General features: G+C 68.1%; 13 protein-coding genes. 3 read left to right on the top strand and 10 right to left on the bottom strand.

What is annotated here, in order from left to right; all coding sequences use genetic code 11:
• Positions 1 to 9: 9 nt before the first annotated feature.
• Together ABL843_RS05840 and ABL843_RS05835 are read right to left on the bottom strand one after the other, a co-directional pair.
• Positions 10 to 720: a c-type cytochrome gene (locus ABL843_RS05840; protein ID WP_418119277.1), complete on the bottom strand. Its 711-nt coding sequence runs from the start codon at positions 718 to 720 to the stop codon at positions 10 to 12.
• The gene (locus tag ABL843_RS05835; protein ID WP_418119276.1) at positions 717 to 905 is read right to left on the bottom strand and encodes a DUF2970 domain-containing protein; all 189 of its coding nucleotides are present in this window, start codon (positions 903 to 905) and stop codon (positions 717 to 719) included. Before ABL843_RS05835 ends, ABL843_RS05840 begins: the two co-directional genes overlap by 4 nt.
• Before the next feature lie 99 nt (positions 906 to 1,004).
• Between ABL843_RS05835 and ABL843_RS05830 the strand changes: the two genes are divergently transcribed.
• Positions 1,005 to 2,423: a PLP-dependent aminotransferase family protein gene (locus ABL843_RS05830; protein WP_418119275.1), complete on the top strand. Its 1,419-nt coding sequence runs from the start codon at positions 1,005 to 1,007 to the stop codon at positions 2,421 to 2,423.
• On the opposite strand, the gene ABL843_RS05825 is transcribed toward ABL843_RS05830, so the two are convergent.
• The 7 genes from ABL843_RS05825 to ABL843_RS05795 all read right to left on the bottom strand — a co-directional run bounded on the left by ABL843_RS05825 (position 2,371) and on the right by ABL843_RS05795 (position 9,973).
• Entirely contained in the window at positions 2,371 to 3,642 is a 1,272-nt protein-coding gene (locus ABL843_RS05825) for an MFS transporter (RefSeq protein WP_418119274.1), read from the bottom strand. The genes ABL843_RS05830 and ABL843_RS05825 overlap by 53 nt on opposite strands.
• Before the next feature lie 95 nt (positions 3,643 to 3,737).
• Positions 3,738 to 3,875, bottom strand: a complete 138-nt coding sequence (locus ABL843_RS05820; protein WP_369659494.1) for a hypothetical protein — start codon at positions 3,873 to 3,875, stop codon at positions 3,738 to 3,740.
• A 64-nt stretch (positions 3,876 to 3,939) separates the two neighbouring features.
• The gene (gene phnX, locus ABL843_RS05815) at positions 3,940 to 4,782 is read right to left on the bottom strand and encodes a phosphonoacetaldehyde hydrolase (RefSeq protein WP_418119273.1); all 843 of its coding nucleotides are present in this window, start codon (positions 4,780 to 4,782) and stop codon (positions 3,940 to 3,942) included.
• Between the two features lie 62 nt (positions 4,783 to 4,844).
• Positions 4,845 to 5,990: a TIGR03364 family FAD-dependent oxidoreductase gene (locus tag ABL843_RS05810; RefSeq protein ID WP_418119272.1), complete on the bottom strand. Its 1,146-nt coding sequence runs from the start codon at positions 5,988 to 5,990 to the stop codon at positions 4,845 to 4,847.
• Positions 5,987 to 7,702 carry a putative 2-aminoethylphosphonate ABC transporter permease subunit gene (locus ABL843_RS05805; protein ID WP_418119271.1) on the bottom strand — a complete coding sequence of 572 codons (1,716 nt, stop codon included), beginning with the start codon at positions 7,700 to 7,702 and terminating at the stop codon, positions 5,987 to 5,989. Before ABL843_RS05805 ends, ABL843_RS05810 begins: the two co-directional genes overlap by 4 nt.
• A 2-nt stretch (positions 7,703 to 7,704) precedes the next feature.
• Positions 7,705 to 8,775: an ABC transporter ATP-binding protein gene (locus ABL843_RS05800; RefSeq protein ID WP_418119270.1), complete on the bottom strand. Its 1,071-nt coding sequence runs from the start codon at positions 8,773 to 8,775 to the stop codon at positions 7,705 to 7,707.
• 163 nt (positions 8,776 to 8,938) lie between these two features.
• On the bottom strand, positions 8,939 to 9,973 hold the full coding sequence (locus tag ABL843_RS05795) for a putative 2-aminoethylphosphonate ABC transporter substrate-binding protein (protein WP_126025661.1): 1,035 nt from the start codon (positions 9,971 to 9,973) through the stop codon (positions 8,939 to 8,941).
• Positions 9,974 to 10,275: 302 nt separating this feature from the next.
• Here ABL843_RS05795 and ABL843_RS05790 point away from each other — a divergent pair, with 302 nt between their 5' ends.
• Together ABL843_RS05790 and ABL843_RS05785 are read left to right on the top strand one after the other, a co-directional pair.
• A complete protein-coding gene (locus tag ABL843_RS05790) occupies positions 10,276 to 10,836 on the top strand; it encodes a phosphonate degradation HD-domain oxygenase (RefSeq protein ID WP_126025660.1) in 561 nt (186 codons plus the stop codon).
• Between the two features lie 107 nt (positions 10,837 to 10,943).
• Positions 10,944 to 12,737, top strand: a complete 1,794-nt coding sequence (locus ABL843_RS05785; protein WP_418119269.1) for an ABC transporter ATP-binding protein/permease — start codon at positions 10,944 to 10,946, stop codon at positions 12,735 to 12,737.
• Here the strand turns inward: ABL843_RS05785 and queC are convergent.
• Positions 12,686 to 13,423, bottom strand: coding sequence for a 7-cyano-7-deazaguanine synthase QueC (gene queC, locus ABL843_RS05780; RefSeq protein ID WP_418119268.1), 738 nt, complete (start codon positions 13,421 to 13,423; stop codon positions 12,686 to 12,688). The genes ABL843_RS05785 and queC overlap by 52 nt on opposite strands.
• Between the last annotated feature and the right edge of the window lie 184 nt (positions 13,424 to 13,607).

Below are 13,607 nucleotides of genomic sequence, written 5' to 3'. Positions count from 1 at the left end.
CCTGCTCCCTCACTTGTAGGGCATGCCGCCGCACTTCACCGGCAGCGGTGCGGGCAGCGAGGCGGCGGGCTTCGTGTCGACGGGCATCGGCTGCACGGCGAGCCAGCTCGCGACGGCATTGATGTCGGCGGTGCTCATGCGCCGGCCGATATCGGCCATGCAGTCGGGTGCCAGCGCATGGCGCTCGTTGGTGAGCCAGGCGCCGAGCTGCGACGACACGTACAGCCTCGGGAGCCCCAGCAGCCCCGGAATGGCCGGCTGCACGCCCGTGAGCGCCGCGCCGTGGCATTGAACGCAGGCCGGGATGCCGCGCGCCGCATCGCCCTCGCGCACGAGCTGGCGGCCGCGCTGCAGCTGCTCGGGCGTCGCATCGCTCACGGGGGAAACGGGCGGGTAAGGCAGCTGCAGCCCGGCGAAGTAATCGGCCATCTCGCGCAGGTAGGCGTCCGACAGGTGCTGCACCATGTACGCCATGTCGGTGTTGAAGCGGCGCCCATCGCGAAAGCTCACGAGCTGATTGAACAGGTAGCCGGCCGGCTTGCCCGCCAGGCGCGGAAAGTAGCCGGCGTTGGTGGTCGCGCCCTCGCGGCCGTGGCAGGCGATGCAGGCGGCCACGCGCTGCTCGATGGTGTCGGGCACGGTGGCCGGCGTGGCGGCGTTCGCCATGGCCTGCACGGCAAGAAGCAGGCCGAGCCCGAGGAACTTGAGCGCTCGCCTCATGTGCCGGCGGCGAAATGCGCCAGCGTGACCAGCCCCGCGATCAGCAGCAGCACCATCACCACCGCGACGCCGATCAACGGCAGGATGCCGACCTGCGAGGTGCGCCGCTCGGCGTCGGCACGGCGGCCACCCAGCCCGATGAAGCTCCAGAGAACGGCGCGCAGTGCGCGCAAGAGATTCGACATGAGGTCGAGTGTGGACCAGACCGGCCGGAAAAAACAGATGCAGATCCGCACCAATTGACCGGTGCAGATAAAGTGCATCCGAACGAATCACACCCAGCGATGAAGCGATATGAAGCCTTGGCCGCCGACATCGAGGCCTCGATCCGCAGCGGCACCCTGAAGACCGGCGACCGCCTGCCCTCGGTGCGCCACACCGGCAGCAGCCGGGGCGTGAGCGCCTCCACGGTGTTCCAGGCCTACTACCTGCTCGAGGCGCGCGGCCTGGTGCGGGCGCGCGACCGCTCGGGCTACTACGTCGCCGGCGGCGGGCTGCGAGACGCACCGCCCGAATCCACCCTCACCTCGCGCCCCGCCGGCGGGCCGAAGTCGCTGGACGTGAGCGACCAGGTGTTCGACATCCTCGAGGCCAGCATGTCGCGCAAGGTCGTGCCCTTCGGCTCGGCCTTTCCGAGCCCGCTGCTGTTTCCGCTGGCGCGGCTGGGGCAGTTCATGGCCGCCAGTGCCAGGTCGCTCGACCCGTGGAGCACGGTGGACGACCTCACGCCCGGCAGCGCGGCGCTGCGCCGGCAGATCGCGCTGCGCTACCTGGCCGACGGCATGCAGGTGCCGGCCGACGAGATCGTCATCACCAACGGCGCGCTGGAGGCGCTCAACCTCTGCCTCTCGGCGGTGACGCGGCCGGGCGATGCGGTGATCGTCGAATCGCCCACCTTCTACGCGGCATTGCAGGCGCTGGAACGCATGGGCCTGCGCGCCGTCGAGGTGCCGACGCATCCGGGCGACGGCATCGACCTGGAGGCGCTGGAGCAGGCCATCGCGGCACACAAGCCAGCCGCCTGCTGGCTCATGACCACCTTCCAGAACCCGCTGGGCAGCCTGATGCCCGATGCGAAGAAGAAGGCGCTGGTGGAACTGCTCGCGCGGCACGGGCTGCCCCTGATCGAGGACGACGTGTACGCCGAGCTGTACTTCGGCGAACGCCGCCCACCGCCGGCCAAGGCCTTCGACACGCAGGGGCTGGTGCTGCACTGCTCCTCGTTCTCGAAATGCCTGGCGCCGGGCTACCGCATCGGCTGGACCTCGGCCGGACGCTTCGCACGCAAGGTCGCTCGGCAGAAGCTTTCGAGCACACTGAGCACCTCGGCGCCGGCACAGCTGGCGCTCGCGGGCTACCTGGAGAAAGGCGGGCTCGACAGGCACCTGCGCAAGCTGCGCCAGGCGCTGGCGATGCAGCAGGCCACCTTCGCGCAGGCCGTGGGGCATTACTTTCCGGAAGGCACTCGCGCGACGCGGCCGCTGGGCGGCTACTTCCTCTGGGTCGAGCTACCGGCGGGCGCGAACGCGCTGGAGATACACCGCAAGGCGCTGGAACTCGGCATCAGCGTGGCGCCGGGCCCGATCTTCTCGGCCACGCGCGCCTTCGCCAACTGCCTGCGGCTCAACTACGGCCACCCGTGGGACACGGTCAGCGAGCAGGCAATGCGAACACTCGGCCGCCTGATCGCCGAAGCGTCCTGAACAGCAGGAAGCTCGCGATGCTCACGTTCACCAGGTTCCAGCCGATGCCGTTGATGAAGGCCGCGTGGTAGCTGCCGGTGAGGTCGAACACCTTGCCCGACATCCATCCGCCCAGCGCCATGCCGAAGAGCGTGAACATCAGCACCGTGCCCACACGCCCGCCCGCTTCCTTCGGCGGAAAGTGCTCGCGCACGATGATCGCGTACGACGGCACGATGCCTCCCTGGAAGAGGCCGAAGAGCGCCGAGATCACGTAGAGCGGCACCAGCCCGTCGAACGGCAGGAACAGCAGCAGCGCCACGCACTGCAGCACGCCGCCCAGCAGCAGCGTGCGCAGCCCGCCGATGCGGTCGCAGATGGCGCCCGACACCAGCCGGCTCACGATGCCGAAGCCCAGCATCAGCGACAGCATGATCGCGCCCTGCGCGGGGCCGTAGCCCAGGTCGCCGCAGTAGGCCACGATGTGCACCTGCGGCATCGCCATCGCCACGCAGCAGGCCACGCCGGCAATGCACAGCAGGCTCTGCGCCGCGCCCATGCTCAGGCCGAAGGGGCGGGTCATGTCGCGCACGGGCGCTGCCGCACCCGAAGCGGCGCCTGCCGGAGCCACCTCGGCCAGCGCGGGCGGCCGCGCGCGGAAGAACATGGCCAGCAGCGCCATCGTCACGCCGCAGAAGATGCCCATGCCGATGTAGGTCTGGCGCCAGCCGACGGTCTCCACGAAGTGCTGCGCGATCGGCGGCCACACCGCGCCCGCCAGGTAGTTGCCGCTGGCACACACCGCCACCGCGATGCCGCGCCGCTTGACGAACCACAGCGAGGTGTCGGCCACCAGCGGCGCGAAGGCCACCGAGCTGCCGAGCAGGCCGACCAGCAGCGCCTGCGCCATCGTGAAGCTGACGATGCCGCCGGAGAACCCGGTGGCGACGTAGCCCGCGCCCAGGAAGACCGCGCCGATCAGCAGCGGCTTCATCACGCCGATGCGGTCGGCCAGCTTGCCCATCAGCACGCCGCCGAAGCCGAAGCCCAGCATCAGCAGCGTGTAGGGCAGAGAGGCGTCGGCGCGCGCGATGCCGAACTCGGCCTGCACGGCGGGCAGCATCACCGACACCACGTACATGCCGCTGCTGCCGACGGTCATGATCAGCAGCGTGAGGCCAAGGCGGACCATGGCGTAGCGGGAGTCGGGCTGGTGGATGTTTGTCTCGCTTGTCTTCATTTTTCTCTCCGCGGCGAGGATACCCCGCGGTGCGAAAACCCGAGACACGCGCGGAACCGGGTGGCGCAGTGAGCCACCTCGGGCGCGGCTTTGCCTCAGTGCGCGTCGGCCGCCGGAGCGACAAGGCTCGCCAAAGCCTTCGGCGTGGGCACGCCCGGCTTCGTCGGCTTTTCGTCGCACGCGGCCGTCAGCAGGCCGAGGCAGAAGAGAAGGACAAAGGCTGTGCTTCGCATGCGGGCCATGCTAGGCCCGGGCCGCGGCGCGTCAAGTCGGACGCTGCCGCTTTCTCTCCAGCGCTCAGGCGGCAGTGGCCGCGGCGGCTGCTGGCCGCTCGCCGCGCTGCAGGCGGCGCTCGATGTCTTCCAGTACCTGCGGCAGGTCGGCCACGCTGTCGATCACATAGTGCGCACCGGCAGCTTCGAGGTCGGCAGTGGCGCGGGCGCGGCGCTCCTGCTGATGCGCTTCGTCGAGCGCCTGCCATTCGGCCAGCGTGAGGCCGTTGGCGTTGCCGCTGACCGCGAGGCCCACGGCCCAGGTGCCGGCGTTGAGGCCTTCCTGCAGGCCGACGCCGGTGTCGTCGACCTTCACCACGGTGTGCGGCGGCCACACGCCGAGGTCGGCGAAGCAGCGGTACATCATGAGCGGCGACGGGCGGCCCTCTGCGAGGTCGCCGGCGCATACGAGGTTGTCGGGCGAGTAGCCGCCGGCCGCGGCGATGGGCACGACCACCTCCATGATCGGGCGGTTGTAGCCCGTGGTGGAGCCGATCTTCAGGCCCCGGTCGCGCGCCGCCTTCACGGCCTCGAGCGCGCCGGGAATGAAATCGGCATGGTCGCGTGCGCTGGCCGCGTTCATCGGCGTGAACACTTCATAGAGCCTGTCGACATCTGCGTCGCTGAAGGCGTGGCCGTGCTTCGCTTCCCATTGCGCGGCGATGCGCGGCAGCGTGCCCAGCGCCTTGATGTGGTCCCACTTGGCCATGCCCATCGGGCCGCGCGCCTCGGCGATGGTGATGTCGACGCCGAACTGCTCGAACAGCTTCACGAAGGCGCCCATGGGCGCGCAGGAGCCGAAGTCGAGGATGGTGCCGGCCCAGTCGAAGACGACGGCCTTGAGTTGGGAGTGGTTGTGGGCGTTCATGGCGGCGGGTGTGTGTGTCTCTGGAGGAAGGATAGCGAACGGTGATGGCCTTTTTGCCGGTCTCACCAGGTGTTGAAGACGTCGTGCGCGATGCCGAAGCCCGTGCTCGCGCCGCTGCCACTGGTGACCAGCACCAGCCGCGTGGCGTCGTCGGGCGCGTCGATCACGCAGGGCGTGGTCTTCGACGACGGGTACACGCCGGTCCAGCGCTCGGTGATCTGCGCGGCCTCGAGGTTCAGCGTGCTGCGCAGGTGGCGCAGGATGAGCTGGTCGACCTCTTCCATCGCAAAGGGCTCCGGCGCGTCGGCGTAGTGGTGCGAGTCGCCGACCACCAGCGAGCCGTCGGCGCTCTGCACCACGATCAGGTGGATGCCGTGCGCGAGCGACGCGGCCTCTTCCTGCTGCAGGCGCGCGCGCAGCGCGGCGGCTTCGGGCAGCGTGCTGTAGCCCTCGTAGCGCACCAGGCTCAGGTCCATCATCACCGAGCCCGGCAGGCGGAAGCCCGCCTCGGGCTTCACGCGCAGCATCTGCAGGCGGCACAGCGTGAGCTCGTGCGCTGCGATGCGATCGGCGAACAGGCCGTGCAGGTCGGTGTTGGTGCAGACCACCACGCGCTCGGCGTGCAGCGTGCCGCGCGAGGTGCGCACGCGCGGGGTTTCCACCTCGTGCACGGCTTCGCCGAAGCGGAAGGTCACGCCGTGCGCTTCCGCCAGCCATTTCGTGAGAAGGCCGATGGCGGTGCGCGATTCGACGCGCAGCTCGTGCGGGCTGAAGAGCACCGAGCGCGCATCGGCAAGACTCAGCGCAGGCGCCCTGGCCTGCGCGTCGGCGGCTTCGAGCAGTTCGCAGCCCTTGCCCATCGGGGTGCGCATGAAGGCTTCGAGCACGTCGTGCGCCTCGGGGCGATAGGCCGCGAGCCAGAGATTGCGGTGCACGACATCGATGCCGGCCTGCGGTGCGACCTCGTTCCACACGCCGCGCGCATGCATCGCGCGGCGCCACATGTCGCCCGGCGCCTGGCCGGTGATGGTGATGAAGCCGAAGTTGCGGATCGACGCGCCGATGGCGGCGGTGTCGCGCTCGATCACGCAGACCTTGAGGCCGCGCTGCACGGCGGTGTAGGCATGGGCCAGTCCGACGATGCCGGCGCCGACCACGATGAGGTCGAAGCTGTCGGGGTTCTTTGCTTGCGGGGTTGCGCTTGTCAACGATGTCTCCAGGTCTGGGTGCGCTTGAGTGCCCATTGCCCCGCCAGCGCGAACAGGCCCCGGCCGATGGCGGCGGTGAGCATGATCAGCGAGGCCATGGCGGCGGCGGGCGCCACGTCGCCGGCGTCGTCCATGTTGAGCACGGCGATGGCGGCGAGCGTGGTTTGCGGCGAATAGAGGAACACGACGGCCGACACGGTGGTCATCGCGTTCACGAAGAAATAGCCGCCCACGTTGAGCACGGTGGGCAGCGCCACCGGCAGGTGCACGCGCCACAGCGTGCGCCAGAACGGCACGCCCATCGACTCCGACACCAGCTCGTATTCGCGGTCGAGCTGGCGCAGCGCGGTGAGCGAAGTGAGGTGCGCCACCGAGAAGAAGTGCGCCACCGTGCAGACCACGAGGATGGTCATGCTGCCGTAGATGGCACGCAGCGGGTTCGACGGCGAGATGAAGAAGAAGATGTAGCCCACGCCCAGCACCAGCCCCGGCACCGCGAGCGGCAGGTTGGCCAGCAGGTTGAGCAGCTCGCGCAGCAGGCCGAAGTGGCGCGGCTTCTCGACGAAGTAGGCCGACACGAAGGTGACGAGCGCGCCCGCCACCGCCGCGCAAGCGGCCATGCGCAGCGAGTTGAAGTAGCTGCCCCAGCCGCCGCCGTCCATGTTGCTGAAGTCGTAGTTCCTGAAAGACGGCACGAGGTTGTAGGGCCAGTAGGTGGCGAGCGACGCGAACACCGCCATGCCGATCATCACGAGGATGGCGCCGGCCGTGAGCACGCAGAACGCCAGCAGCGCGCGGTCGCGCGACTTCACGGGCTCCGGCTGGTAGGGCGTGGCGCGCGCCGACAGCGCCGCGGCCTGCTTGCCGCGCACATGCCGCTCTACGAGGAAGGAAAGCACCGCGGGAATCAGCAGCACCAGGCCGACCACCGCGCCCATCTGGAAGTTCTGCTGGCCGACCACCTGCTTGTAGATGTCGGTGGCGAGCACGCCCGTCTGGCCGCCCACCACCTTCGGCACGCCGAAGTCGGTGACGACCAATACGAACACCACCATCGCGGCCACGATCAGGCCGTAACGCGAGGAAGGCAGGGTCACCGTGCGGAAGATTCGCCAGCGCGAGGCGCCCAGCGTCTGTGCGGCCTCGTAGAGCCGGCCGTCGGAGGTGGCCATGGCGGTGGTGAGGATCAGCAGCGCGTGCGGGAGCGTCCAGAACACCGAGCCGAGCACGATGCCCAGCGGGCCGTAGATGGAGAGGTCGCCCAGCAGCCCCTTGAACAGGCCCTGGTTGCCGAACAGGTAGACGAGGCTGATCGCGGGCAGCAGCGAAGGCGCGAGCAGCGGCATCAGCGCCACGGCGCGCAGCACGCCCTTGGCCGGCATGCACGACAGCGTCAGCCCGTAGGCATAGACGTAGGCGATGCCGGTGCAGATCACCGCGCTGATCGCCGCGAGCCCCACGCTGTTGAATGCCGACTGCACCAGCGCCGGGTTCTCGAAGTAGCGCGCAAAATTGGCGAGGCCGACGAAGGCGCCCTCGCGGTCGAAGAAGCTCTGGCCGACCAGCGCACCGACCGGCAGCGCGACAATCACCACCAGCAGCAGCACGACCAGCAGCACGGCAGCGCCGGTCAGCCAGCGCTCGCGGTCGAACGCACTGCGGCGCGTCGCCACCACCGGTGCGACGGCGATGGCGTCGGGAGAACTGCTCATGCTCAATGCGCCAGGACGGACAGCGCGTTCAATGGCAGCTGGATGTGCACCATGCTGCTGGGCACCAGCGGCTCGTCGCCGCCGCTGCGGGCGTCGGCGGGCAGTTCGGCCTCGATCTCGATGCCCAGCGGCTCGCAGGCCAGGCGGGCGGAGGTGCGGTTGCCGAAGAACTCGGTGTCGAGCAGGCGCGCCGCGAAGCTGTTGGCGCCGAGCTCGGTGCCGAAGCGCTTCACCACCACGTGTTCGGGACGGATGCCCACGGTCGCCTGCGAACCGATGCTGAGGTTGCCGGGCGCGCACAGCAGTTCGCTGTCGCGCACGCGCACCTTGCCGTCGGCCAGCACGGTGGCGGGCAGCATGTTCATGCGGCCCACGAAGCCGGCCACGAAACGGGTGCGCGGTTGGCGATAGAGCTCGTCGGGCGTGCCGGCCTGCTCGATGCGGCCGTTGTGCATGAGCACCACCCGGTCGGCCATCGAGAGGGCTTCTTCCTGGTCGTGCGTGACCATGATGGTGACGATGCCCAGGCGCTTCTGCAGCGCGCGGATCTCGCTGCGCAGCGTGGCGCGCACCTGCGCGTCGAGCGCGGAGAGCGGCTCGTCGAGCAGCAGCAGGCGCGGGTTGGGCGCGAGCGCGCGTGCCAGCGCGATGCGCTGCTGCTGGCCGCCGGAGAGCTGCACCGGGTACTTGTCGGCATGCGCGGCCAGCCCGACCAGGTCGAGCATCTCGCGCGAGCGCTTGGCCATCTCGCGGGCCAGCGCGCCCGTGGGATGCAGGCCGTAGGCGATGTTCTGCGCGGCCGTCAGGTTGGGAAACAGCGCGTACGACTGGAACACCACGCCGAAGCCGCGCGCCGCGGGCGGCAGGCCCGCGATGTCCTGGCCGCCGAGCAGGATCTGGCCGCTGTCGGCACGCTCGATGCCGCAGACGATGCGCAGCAGCGTGGTCTTGCCGCAACCCGAAGGGCCGAGCAGGCACACGAACTCGCCGGGCTCGATGTCGAGGTCGATGCCGTCGAGCACGCGGGTCGCGCCGAAGGATTTCTGGATGCCGCGCAGGGAAAGGAAGCTCATATCAATGTCGAACGGGGTGGAATGCGGGTACAGAACGCAGAGGACGCGAAGGTTTCGCGAAGGTCGCAGAAGTCTTCAAAAGGGAATAGCCAGCCAATGGGCTTCCTTCTGCGACCTTTGCGCTCTTTTGTCTTCCTTCTGCGTTCGGCTGTCCGTATTCAAGTCACATCGGCTTCTTTTCCGACTTCGATTCGTAGCGCTTCGACCACTCCGTCAGGATGCGCTCGCGGTTGGCGGCGGCCCAGTTGAAGTCGTTCTTGGCGAGCAGCTTCTCGACGTCGCCCGGCACGAATTCGAGCTTCTCCTGGATGCCCGGCAGCGCGAGCACGGCGAAGTTCTTGGCGTAGAGCTCATTGGCCTGCTTCGTCACGGCCCAGTCCGCCAGCGCCTTGGCGGCTTCCTGCTTCTTGCTGGTCTTGATGATGCCGGTGGCTTCCATGTCCCAGCCCAGGCCCTCCTTGGGCAGCACGATGTCGATGGGTGCGCCGTCGCGCTTGGTCTTGTTGGCGCGGTATTCGAAGGACATGCCCAGCGCGAACTCGCCGGCGCCGGCCTGGCGGCAGGGCTTGCTGCCCGACTGGCTGTAGATGCCGATGTTCTGGTGCAGCGCGTCCATGTACTTCCACGCTTTTTCTTCACCCATCATCTGGATCCAGCCCGACACCATCAGGTAGCCCGTGCCAGAGGCGGCCGGGTTGGGCATGGTGATCTGGCCCTTGTAGACCGGGTTGGTCAGGTCGGCCCAGCTGGTGGGCTTGGGCAGGTTCTTCTTCTGCGCTTCGGCGGTGTTGAAGCAGATGGCCGAGGACCACACGTCCATGCCGACCCACTTGGGCGGGTTGGCCGGATCGCGCATGTTGGACTTGACGGCGTCCAGGCCCTTGGGCGCGTAGGGCTGGAGCATGCCTTCCTTGTCGAGCAGCATCAGCGAGGTGGCGGCCAGGCCCCAGACCACGTCGGCCTGCGGGTTGGCCTTTTCGGCGAGCAGCTTGGCGGTGACGATGCCGGTGGAGTCGCGCACGAACTTCAGCTCGATGCTCGGGTTCTCCTTTTCGAAGGCGGCCTTGTAGGCCTGGACCTGGTCGGCCTCGAGCGCGGTGTAGACCAGCAGCTCGGTACGGCCCTGGGCCGAGGCGGCGAAGGCCAGCGAGAGCAGAGCGGCCGGCAGGGCAGCCCAGCGGATGGAACGATGCAGCATGGGGTGGTTCCTCGGGAGAAAGAAGTGGAGAAGGTGGAGAGAAGGAGGGAGGCCAGGCGGAACCGCGAACGGGCAAGCGAAAGTACGCAAATTCCACCGGGCAACGAATGGGGCGATGCTGGCAGCGGCATGTGACAGTGATTTGTCAGATGCCTCAAAAAAACCCAAATCCCCAAAATCACGCTGAATTGGCGACTCCGGGTGGCCCTGCAACGGCTTCGTCATCCGCATGTCACCGTGGCGCGGCAGACTCGCGGACTTATTGCCCTGTGTTTTCGCGTCGCCCGCTGCGCTTCACTCCCATGACACTCGACCTCGCCGAGATCGCCCGCCTGTTCGCCGAACGCGGCGGAATCGCGTACGCGGGCGAGCCTGTGTCGCAGCTGGAGCATGCGCTGCAATGCGCCTGGCTCGCCGAGCAGGCCGGCGCGAGCGATTCGCTGGTCACGGCCGCGCTGCTTCACGACCTGGGCCACCTGCTGATCGCCGAGCACCAGACGCTTTCGCACTCTCCCACCCAGCTGGGCATCGACGACCGGCACCAGTACATCGCCCTGCCCCTGCTGCGCGGCGCCTTCGACGTCGAGGTGCGCGAGCCGATCCGGCTGCACGTGGACGCCAAGCGCTACCTCTGCGCCACCCAGCCCGACTATTTCTCGAGGCTTTCTCCCGATTCCGTGCGCAGCCTTGCCCTGCAGGGCGGCGTGATGGACGCCGAAGCCGCTCAGCGCTTCGCCACCCATCAGTGGGCCGGTGACGCGGTTCGGCTGCGGCAATGGGACGAGGAAGCGAAGGTCAAGGGCCTGCAGACACCACCGCTGGCCCATTTCCTGACGACGGCCGCGCGCGTGCTTTTGCGCTGACGAACTCTTTTCGAGGGCCGACGCCGGTTTCAGGCCGGTTTAAGAAACATTTGTCTACGATGGTCTCCTCACCATGACCGGCGCGCGAGCGCCTGCGAGGAAACCGAATGTCTCTATCAGTCACAGCTCGCGCTGGCTCGTTCATCCAGGTGCTGCGCCGTGTTTTCAGGCTTGCGGCGCCTTATTTCCAGTCGGAGGAGAAATGGCGGGCGCGAAGCATGTTCGCCGCCATCGTGGCACTCAACCTGGCCTATGTGTATGCGCTGGTGCTTTTCAATCAGTGGTATGGCCGCTTCTACGACGGCCTCCAGAACAAGGATGTGACGGTGTTCTGGCGCGAGATCCGGGTGTTTCTCGTGCTGGCCTTCTTCAACATCGCGCTGCAGGTGCTCAAGTTCTACGTGACGCAGCTGCTGCAGCTGCGCTGGCGCGCATGGATCACGCGCAACTATCTCGGTCGCTGGATGGCGAACCGCACCTTCTACGAGATGGAACTGGCACGCTACGCCGGCAAGGAAGGCACGACGCCCGACAACCCCGACCAGCGCATCCAGGAGGACATGCAGCTGTTCACCAGCGCCACGATGACCCTGTCGATGGGCCTGCTGAACGCCGTGGTCACGCTGGTGAGCTTCGTCGGCATTCTCTGGGGCCTCTCGGGAACCACCGAGTTCTCGCTCAGCGGCACCACCTACCAGGTCGCGGGCGCGATGGTCTGGCTTGCGCTGGCCTACTGCGTGGTCGGCACCATCATCACCCACTACATCGGTCGGCCGCTGATCGGGCTGAACTTCCGCCAGCAGCGCTTCGAGGCCGACTTCCGCCACCACCTCGTGCGCGTGCGCGAGTACAGCGAGGCCATTGCTCTCGACCGCGGCGAGAAGGTGGAGCACGGCCAGCTCGACCTGCGCTTCGGCGCCGTGCTTCGCAACTACCTGCAGCTCATCAAGCAGCAGAAGAATCTCGTGACCTTCACCGCCTTCTTCGGCCAGGCTGCGGTGATCTTTCCCTTCGTGGTCGCGGCGCCGCGCTTCTTCAGCGGCGCGATCCAGCTCGGCCAGCTGATGCAGATTTCGTCCGCCTTCGGCAAGGTGCAGGATTCGCTGAGCTGGTTCGTCGACAACTACGACAGCGTGGCCGTATGGCGCGCAACCACCGACCGTCTCACGAGCTTCGACGATGCGATCCGGGCCCGCGCCGCGCAGGAACACCCCCTGGAGCGCAGCGAAGCTCCCGAACTTCAAACCGACGGACTCTCGCTCAGCCTACCGAACGGCACGCCGCTGCTCGTGAACGCGGCGCTCTCGGCGAAGGCCGGCGACAGCGTCCTCGTGCAAGGGCCGTCCGGCAGCGGCAAGTCGACCCTGTTCCGCGCTTTCGCCGGCATCTGGCCGTTCGCGCGGGGACGCGTGCAGGTGCCGTCCGATGCGATGTTCGTGCCCCAGCGCCCCTACATGCCCGACGGGCCCCTGCGCGTTGCGCTGGCCTATCCGGACGACGCAGCCAGGTACAGCGACGCGCAACTGCGCGAGGCGCTGCGCGAGGCGCTGCTGCCCCAATTCGCAGATCGACTGGACGACAGCGACGCCTGGAGCCAGAAGCTCTCCGGCGGCGAACAGCAGCGGCTGGCCATCGCGCGCGTGCTGCTAAAGAAGCCACGCTGGGTCTTCGCCGACGAGATCAGCAGCGCGCTCGACGCGCCGGCGGAGCGCACGCTCTACCAACGGCTGTCCGAGATGGTGCGCGCGAGCGGTGGCGCGATGGTGTCCGTGGCCCATCGTGCTGCCGTGGGCGAGTTCCACAGCCAGCGGTGGACGCTGGTACCCGAGGCAGACGGAGCGGCCGCCCGCTATCGCGTGGAGGTCGTGCCCTCGTCGGCCGGCACGGCGGTGGCCACGTAGCGCTCCCAGCCCTTCCTGCGCAGCTCGCAGGCGGGGCATTCGCCGCAGCCGTAGCCCCAGTCCTGGCGGTGCACGCGATCGCCCAGGTAGCAGGTATGCGTCTCGTCGACGATCAGGTCGACCAGCGGCCTGCCGCCCAGGCGGTGCGCCAGTTGCCATGTCTCGGCCTTGTCGATCCACATGAGCGGCGTCTCGATGACCAGGCGGCGCTCCAGCCCGAGCGAGAGCGCGAGCTGCATCGCCTTCATGGTGTCGTCGCGGCAGTCGGGGTAGCCCGAGAAGTCGGTCTCGCAGACACCGGTGACGATCACCTGCAGCCCGCGCCGGTAGGCCAGCGCGCCGGCGAGCGTGAGAAAAAGCAGGTTGCGCCCGGGCACGAAAGTGTTGGGCAGGCCATCGGCCTGCATGGCGAAGGCGACTTCTTCCGTGAGCGAGGAGCCGCCCAGCTGCGCCAGGGCCGCGAGCGTGAGCACGTGGTCTTCGCCCAGGCGCGGCGCCCAGTCGGGAAAGCGCTCGCGCATCTTCGCGAGGATGGTGCCGCGCACGTCGAGCTCGACGCGGTGGCGCTGCCCGTAGTCGAAGCCCAGGGTTTCGACGCGCTCGTACTTCGAGAGCGCATCGGCGAGGCAGGTGGTCGAATCCTGGCCGCCGGAGAACAGGACGAGGGCGGTGGTGTGCAGGGGCATATCCGTCGGCGGCGGTGCGTGCCGCCGCAATCCAAAGACGCGATTTTCCGTCAGCTTCGCGCAGCTGCCGGAATTCACTGCATCGGCCAGACGATGCGCATGAAACACCGAAGACAGCCTCGGCATTTATTTCCGAGCGATCGGCGAACTTTCATTCGGCTTTCAACTCGTCACGGCCGGGTCA

The organism is Variovorax sp. 350MFTsu5.1 (assembly GCF_048302515.1).
Taxonomy (GTDB): domain Bacteria; phylum Pseudomonadota; class Gammaproteobacteria; order Burkholderiales; family Burkholderiaceae_C; genus Variovorax; species Variovorax guangxiensis.
The sequence above is the reverse complement of the archived record's forward strand: the minus strand, read 5'-3'. Positions and strand labels throughout refer to the sequence as shown.

Excerpts from the sequence above, each read along its gene's own strand:
- ABL843_RS05785 (WP_418119269.1), top strand. The coding sequence starts at position 10,944 with ATGTCTCTATCAGTCACAGCTCGCGCTGGCTCGTTCATCCAGGTGCTG.
- ABL843_RS05820 (WP_369659494.1), bottom strand. The coding sequence starts at position 3,875 with ATGCGAAGCACAGCCTTTGTCCTTCTCTTCTGCCTCGGCCTGCTGACG.
- ABL843_RS05800 (WP_418119270.1), bottom strand. The coding sequence starts at position 8,775 with ATGAGCTTCCTTTCCCTGCGCGGCATCCAGAAATCCTTCGGCGCGACC.
- ABL843_RS05830 (WP_418119275.1), top strand. The coding sequence starts at position 1,005 with ATGAAGCGATATGAAGCCTTGGCCGCCGACATCGAGGCCTCGATCCGC.
- ABL843_RS05805 (WP_418119271.1), bottom strand. The coding sequence starts at position 7,702 with ATGAGCAGTTCTCCCGACGCCATCGCCGTCGCACCGGTGGTGGCGACG.
- phnX (WP_418119273.1), bottom strand. The coding sequence starts at position 4,782 with ATGAACGCCCACAACCACTCCCAACTCAAGGCCGTCGTCTTCGACTGG.
- ABL843_RS05835 (WP_418119276.1), bottom strand. The coding sequence starts at position 905 with ATGTCGAATCTCTTGCGCGCACTGCGCGCCGTTCTCTGGAGCTTCATC.
- ABL843_RS05795 (WP_126025661.1), bottom strand. The coding sequence starts at position 9,973 with ATGCTGCATCGTTCCATCCGCTGGGCTGCCCTGCCGGCCGCTCTGCTC.
- ABL843_RS05790 (WP_126025660.1), top strand. The coding sequence starts at position 10,276 with ATGACACTCGACCTCGCCGAGATCGCCCGCCTGTTCGCCGAACGCGGC.
- ABL843_RS05840 (WP_418119277.1), bottom strand. The coding sequence starts at position 720 with ATGAGGCGAGCGCTCAAGTTCCTCGGGCTCGGCCTGCTTCTTGCCGTG.
- queC (WP_418119268.1), bottom strand. The coding sequence starts at position 13,423 with ATGCCCCTGCACACCACCGCCCTCGTCCTGTTCTCCGGCGGCCAGGAT.
- ABL843_RS05825 (WP_418119274.1), bottom strand. The coding sequence starts at position 3,642 with ATGAAGACAAGCGAGACAAACATCCACCAGCCCGACTCCCGCTACGCC.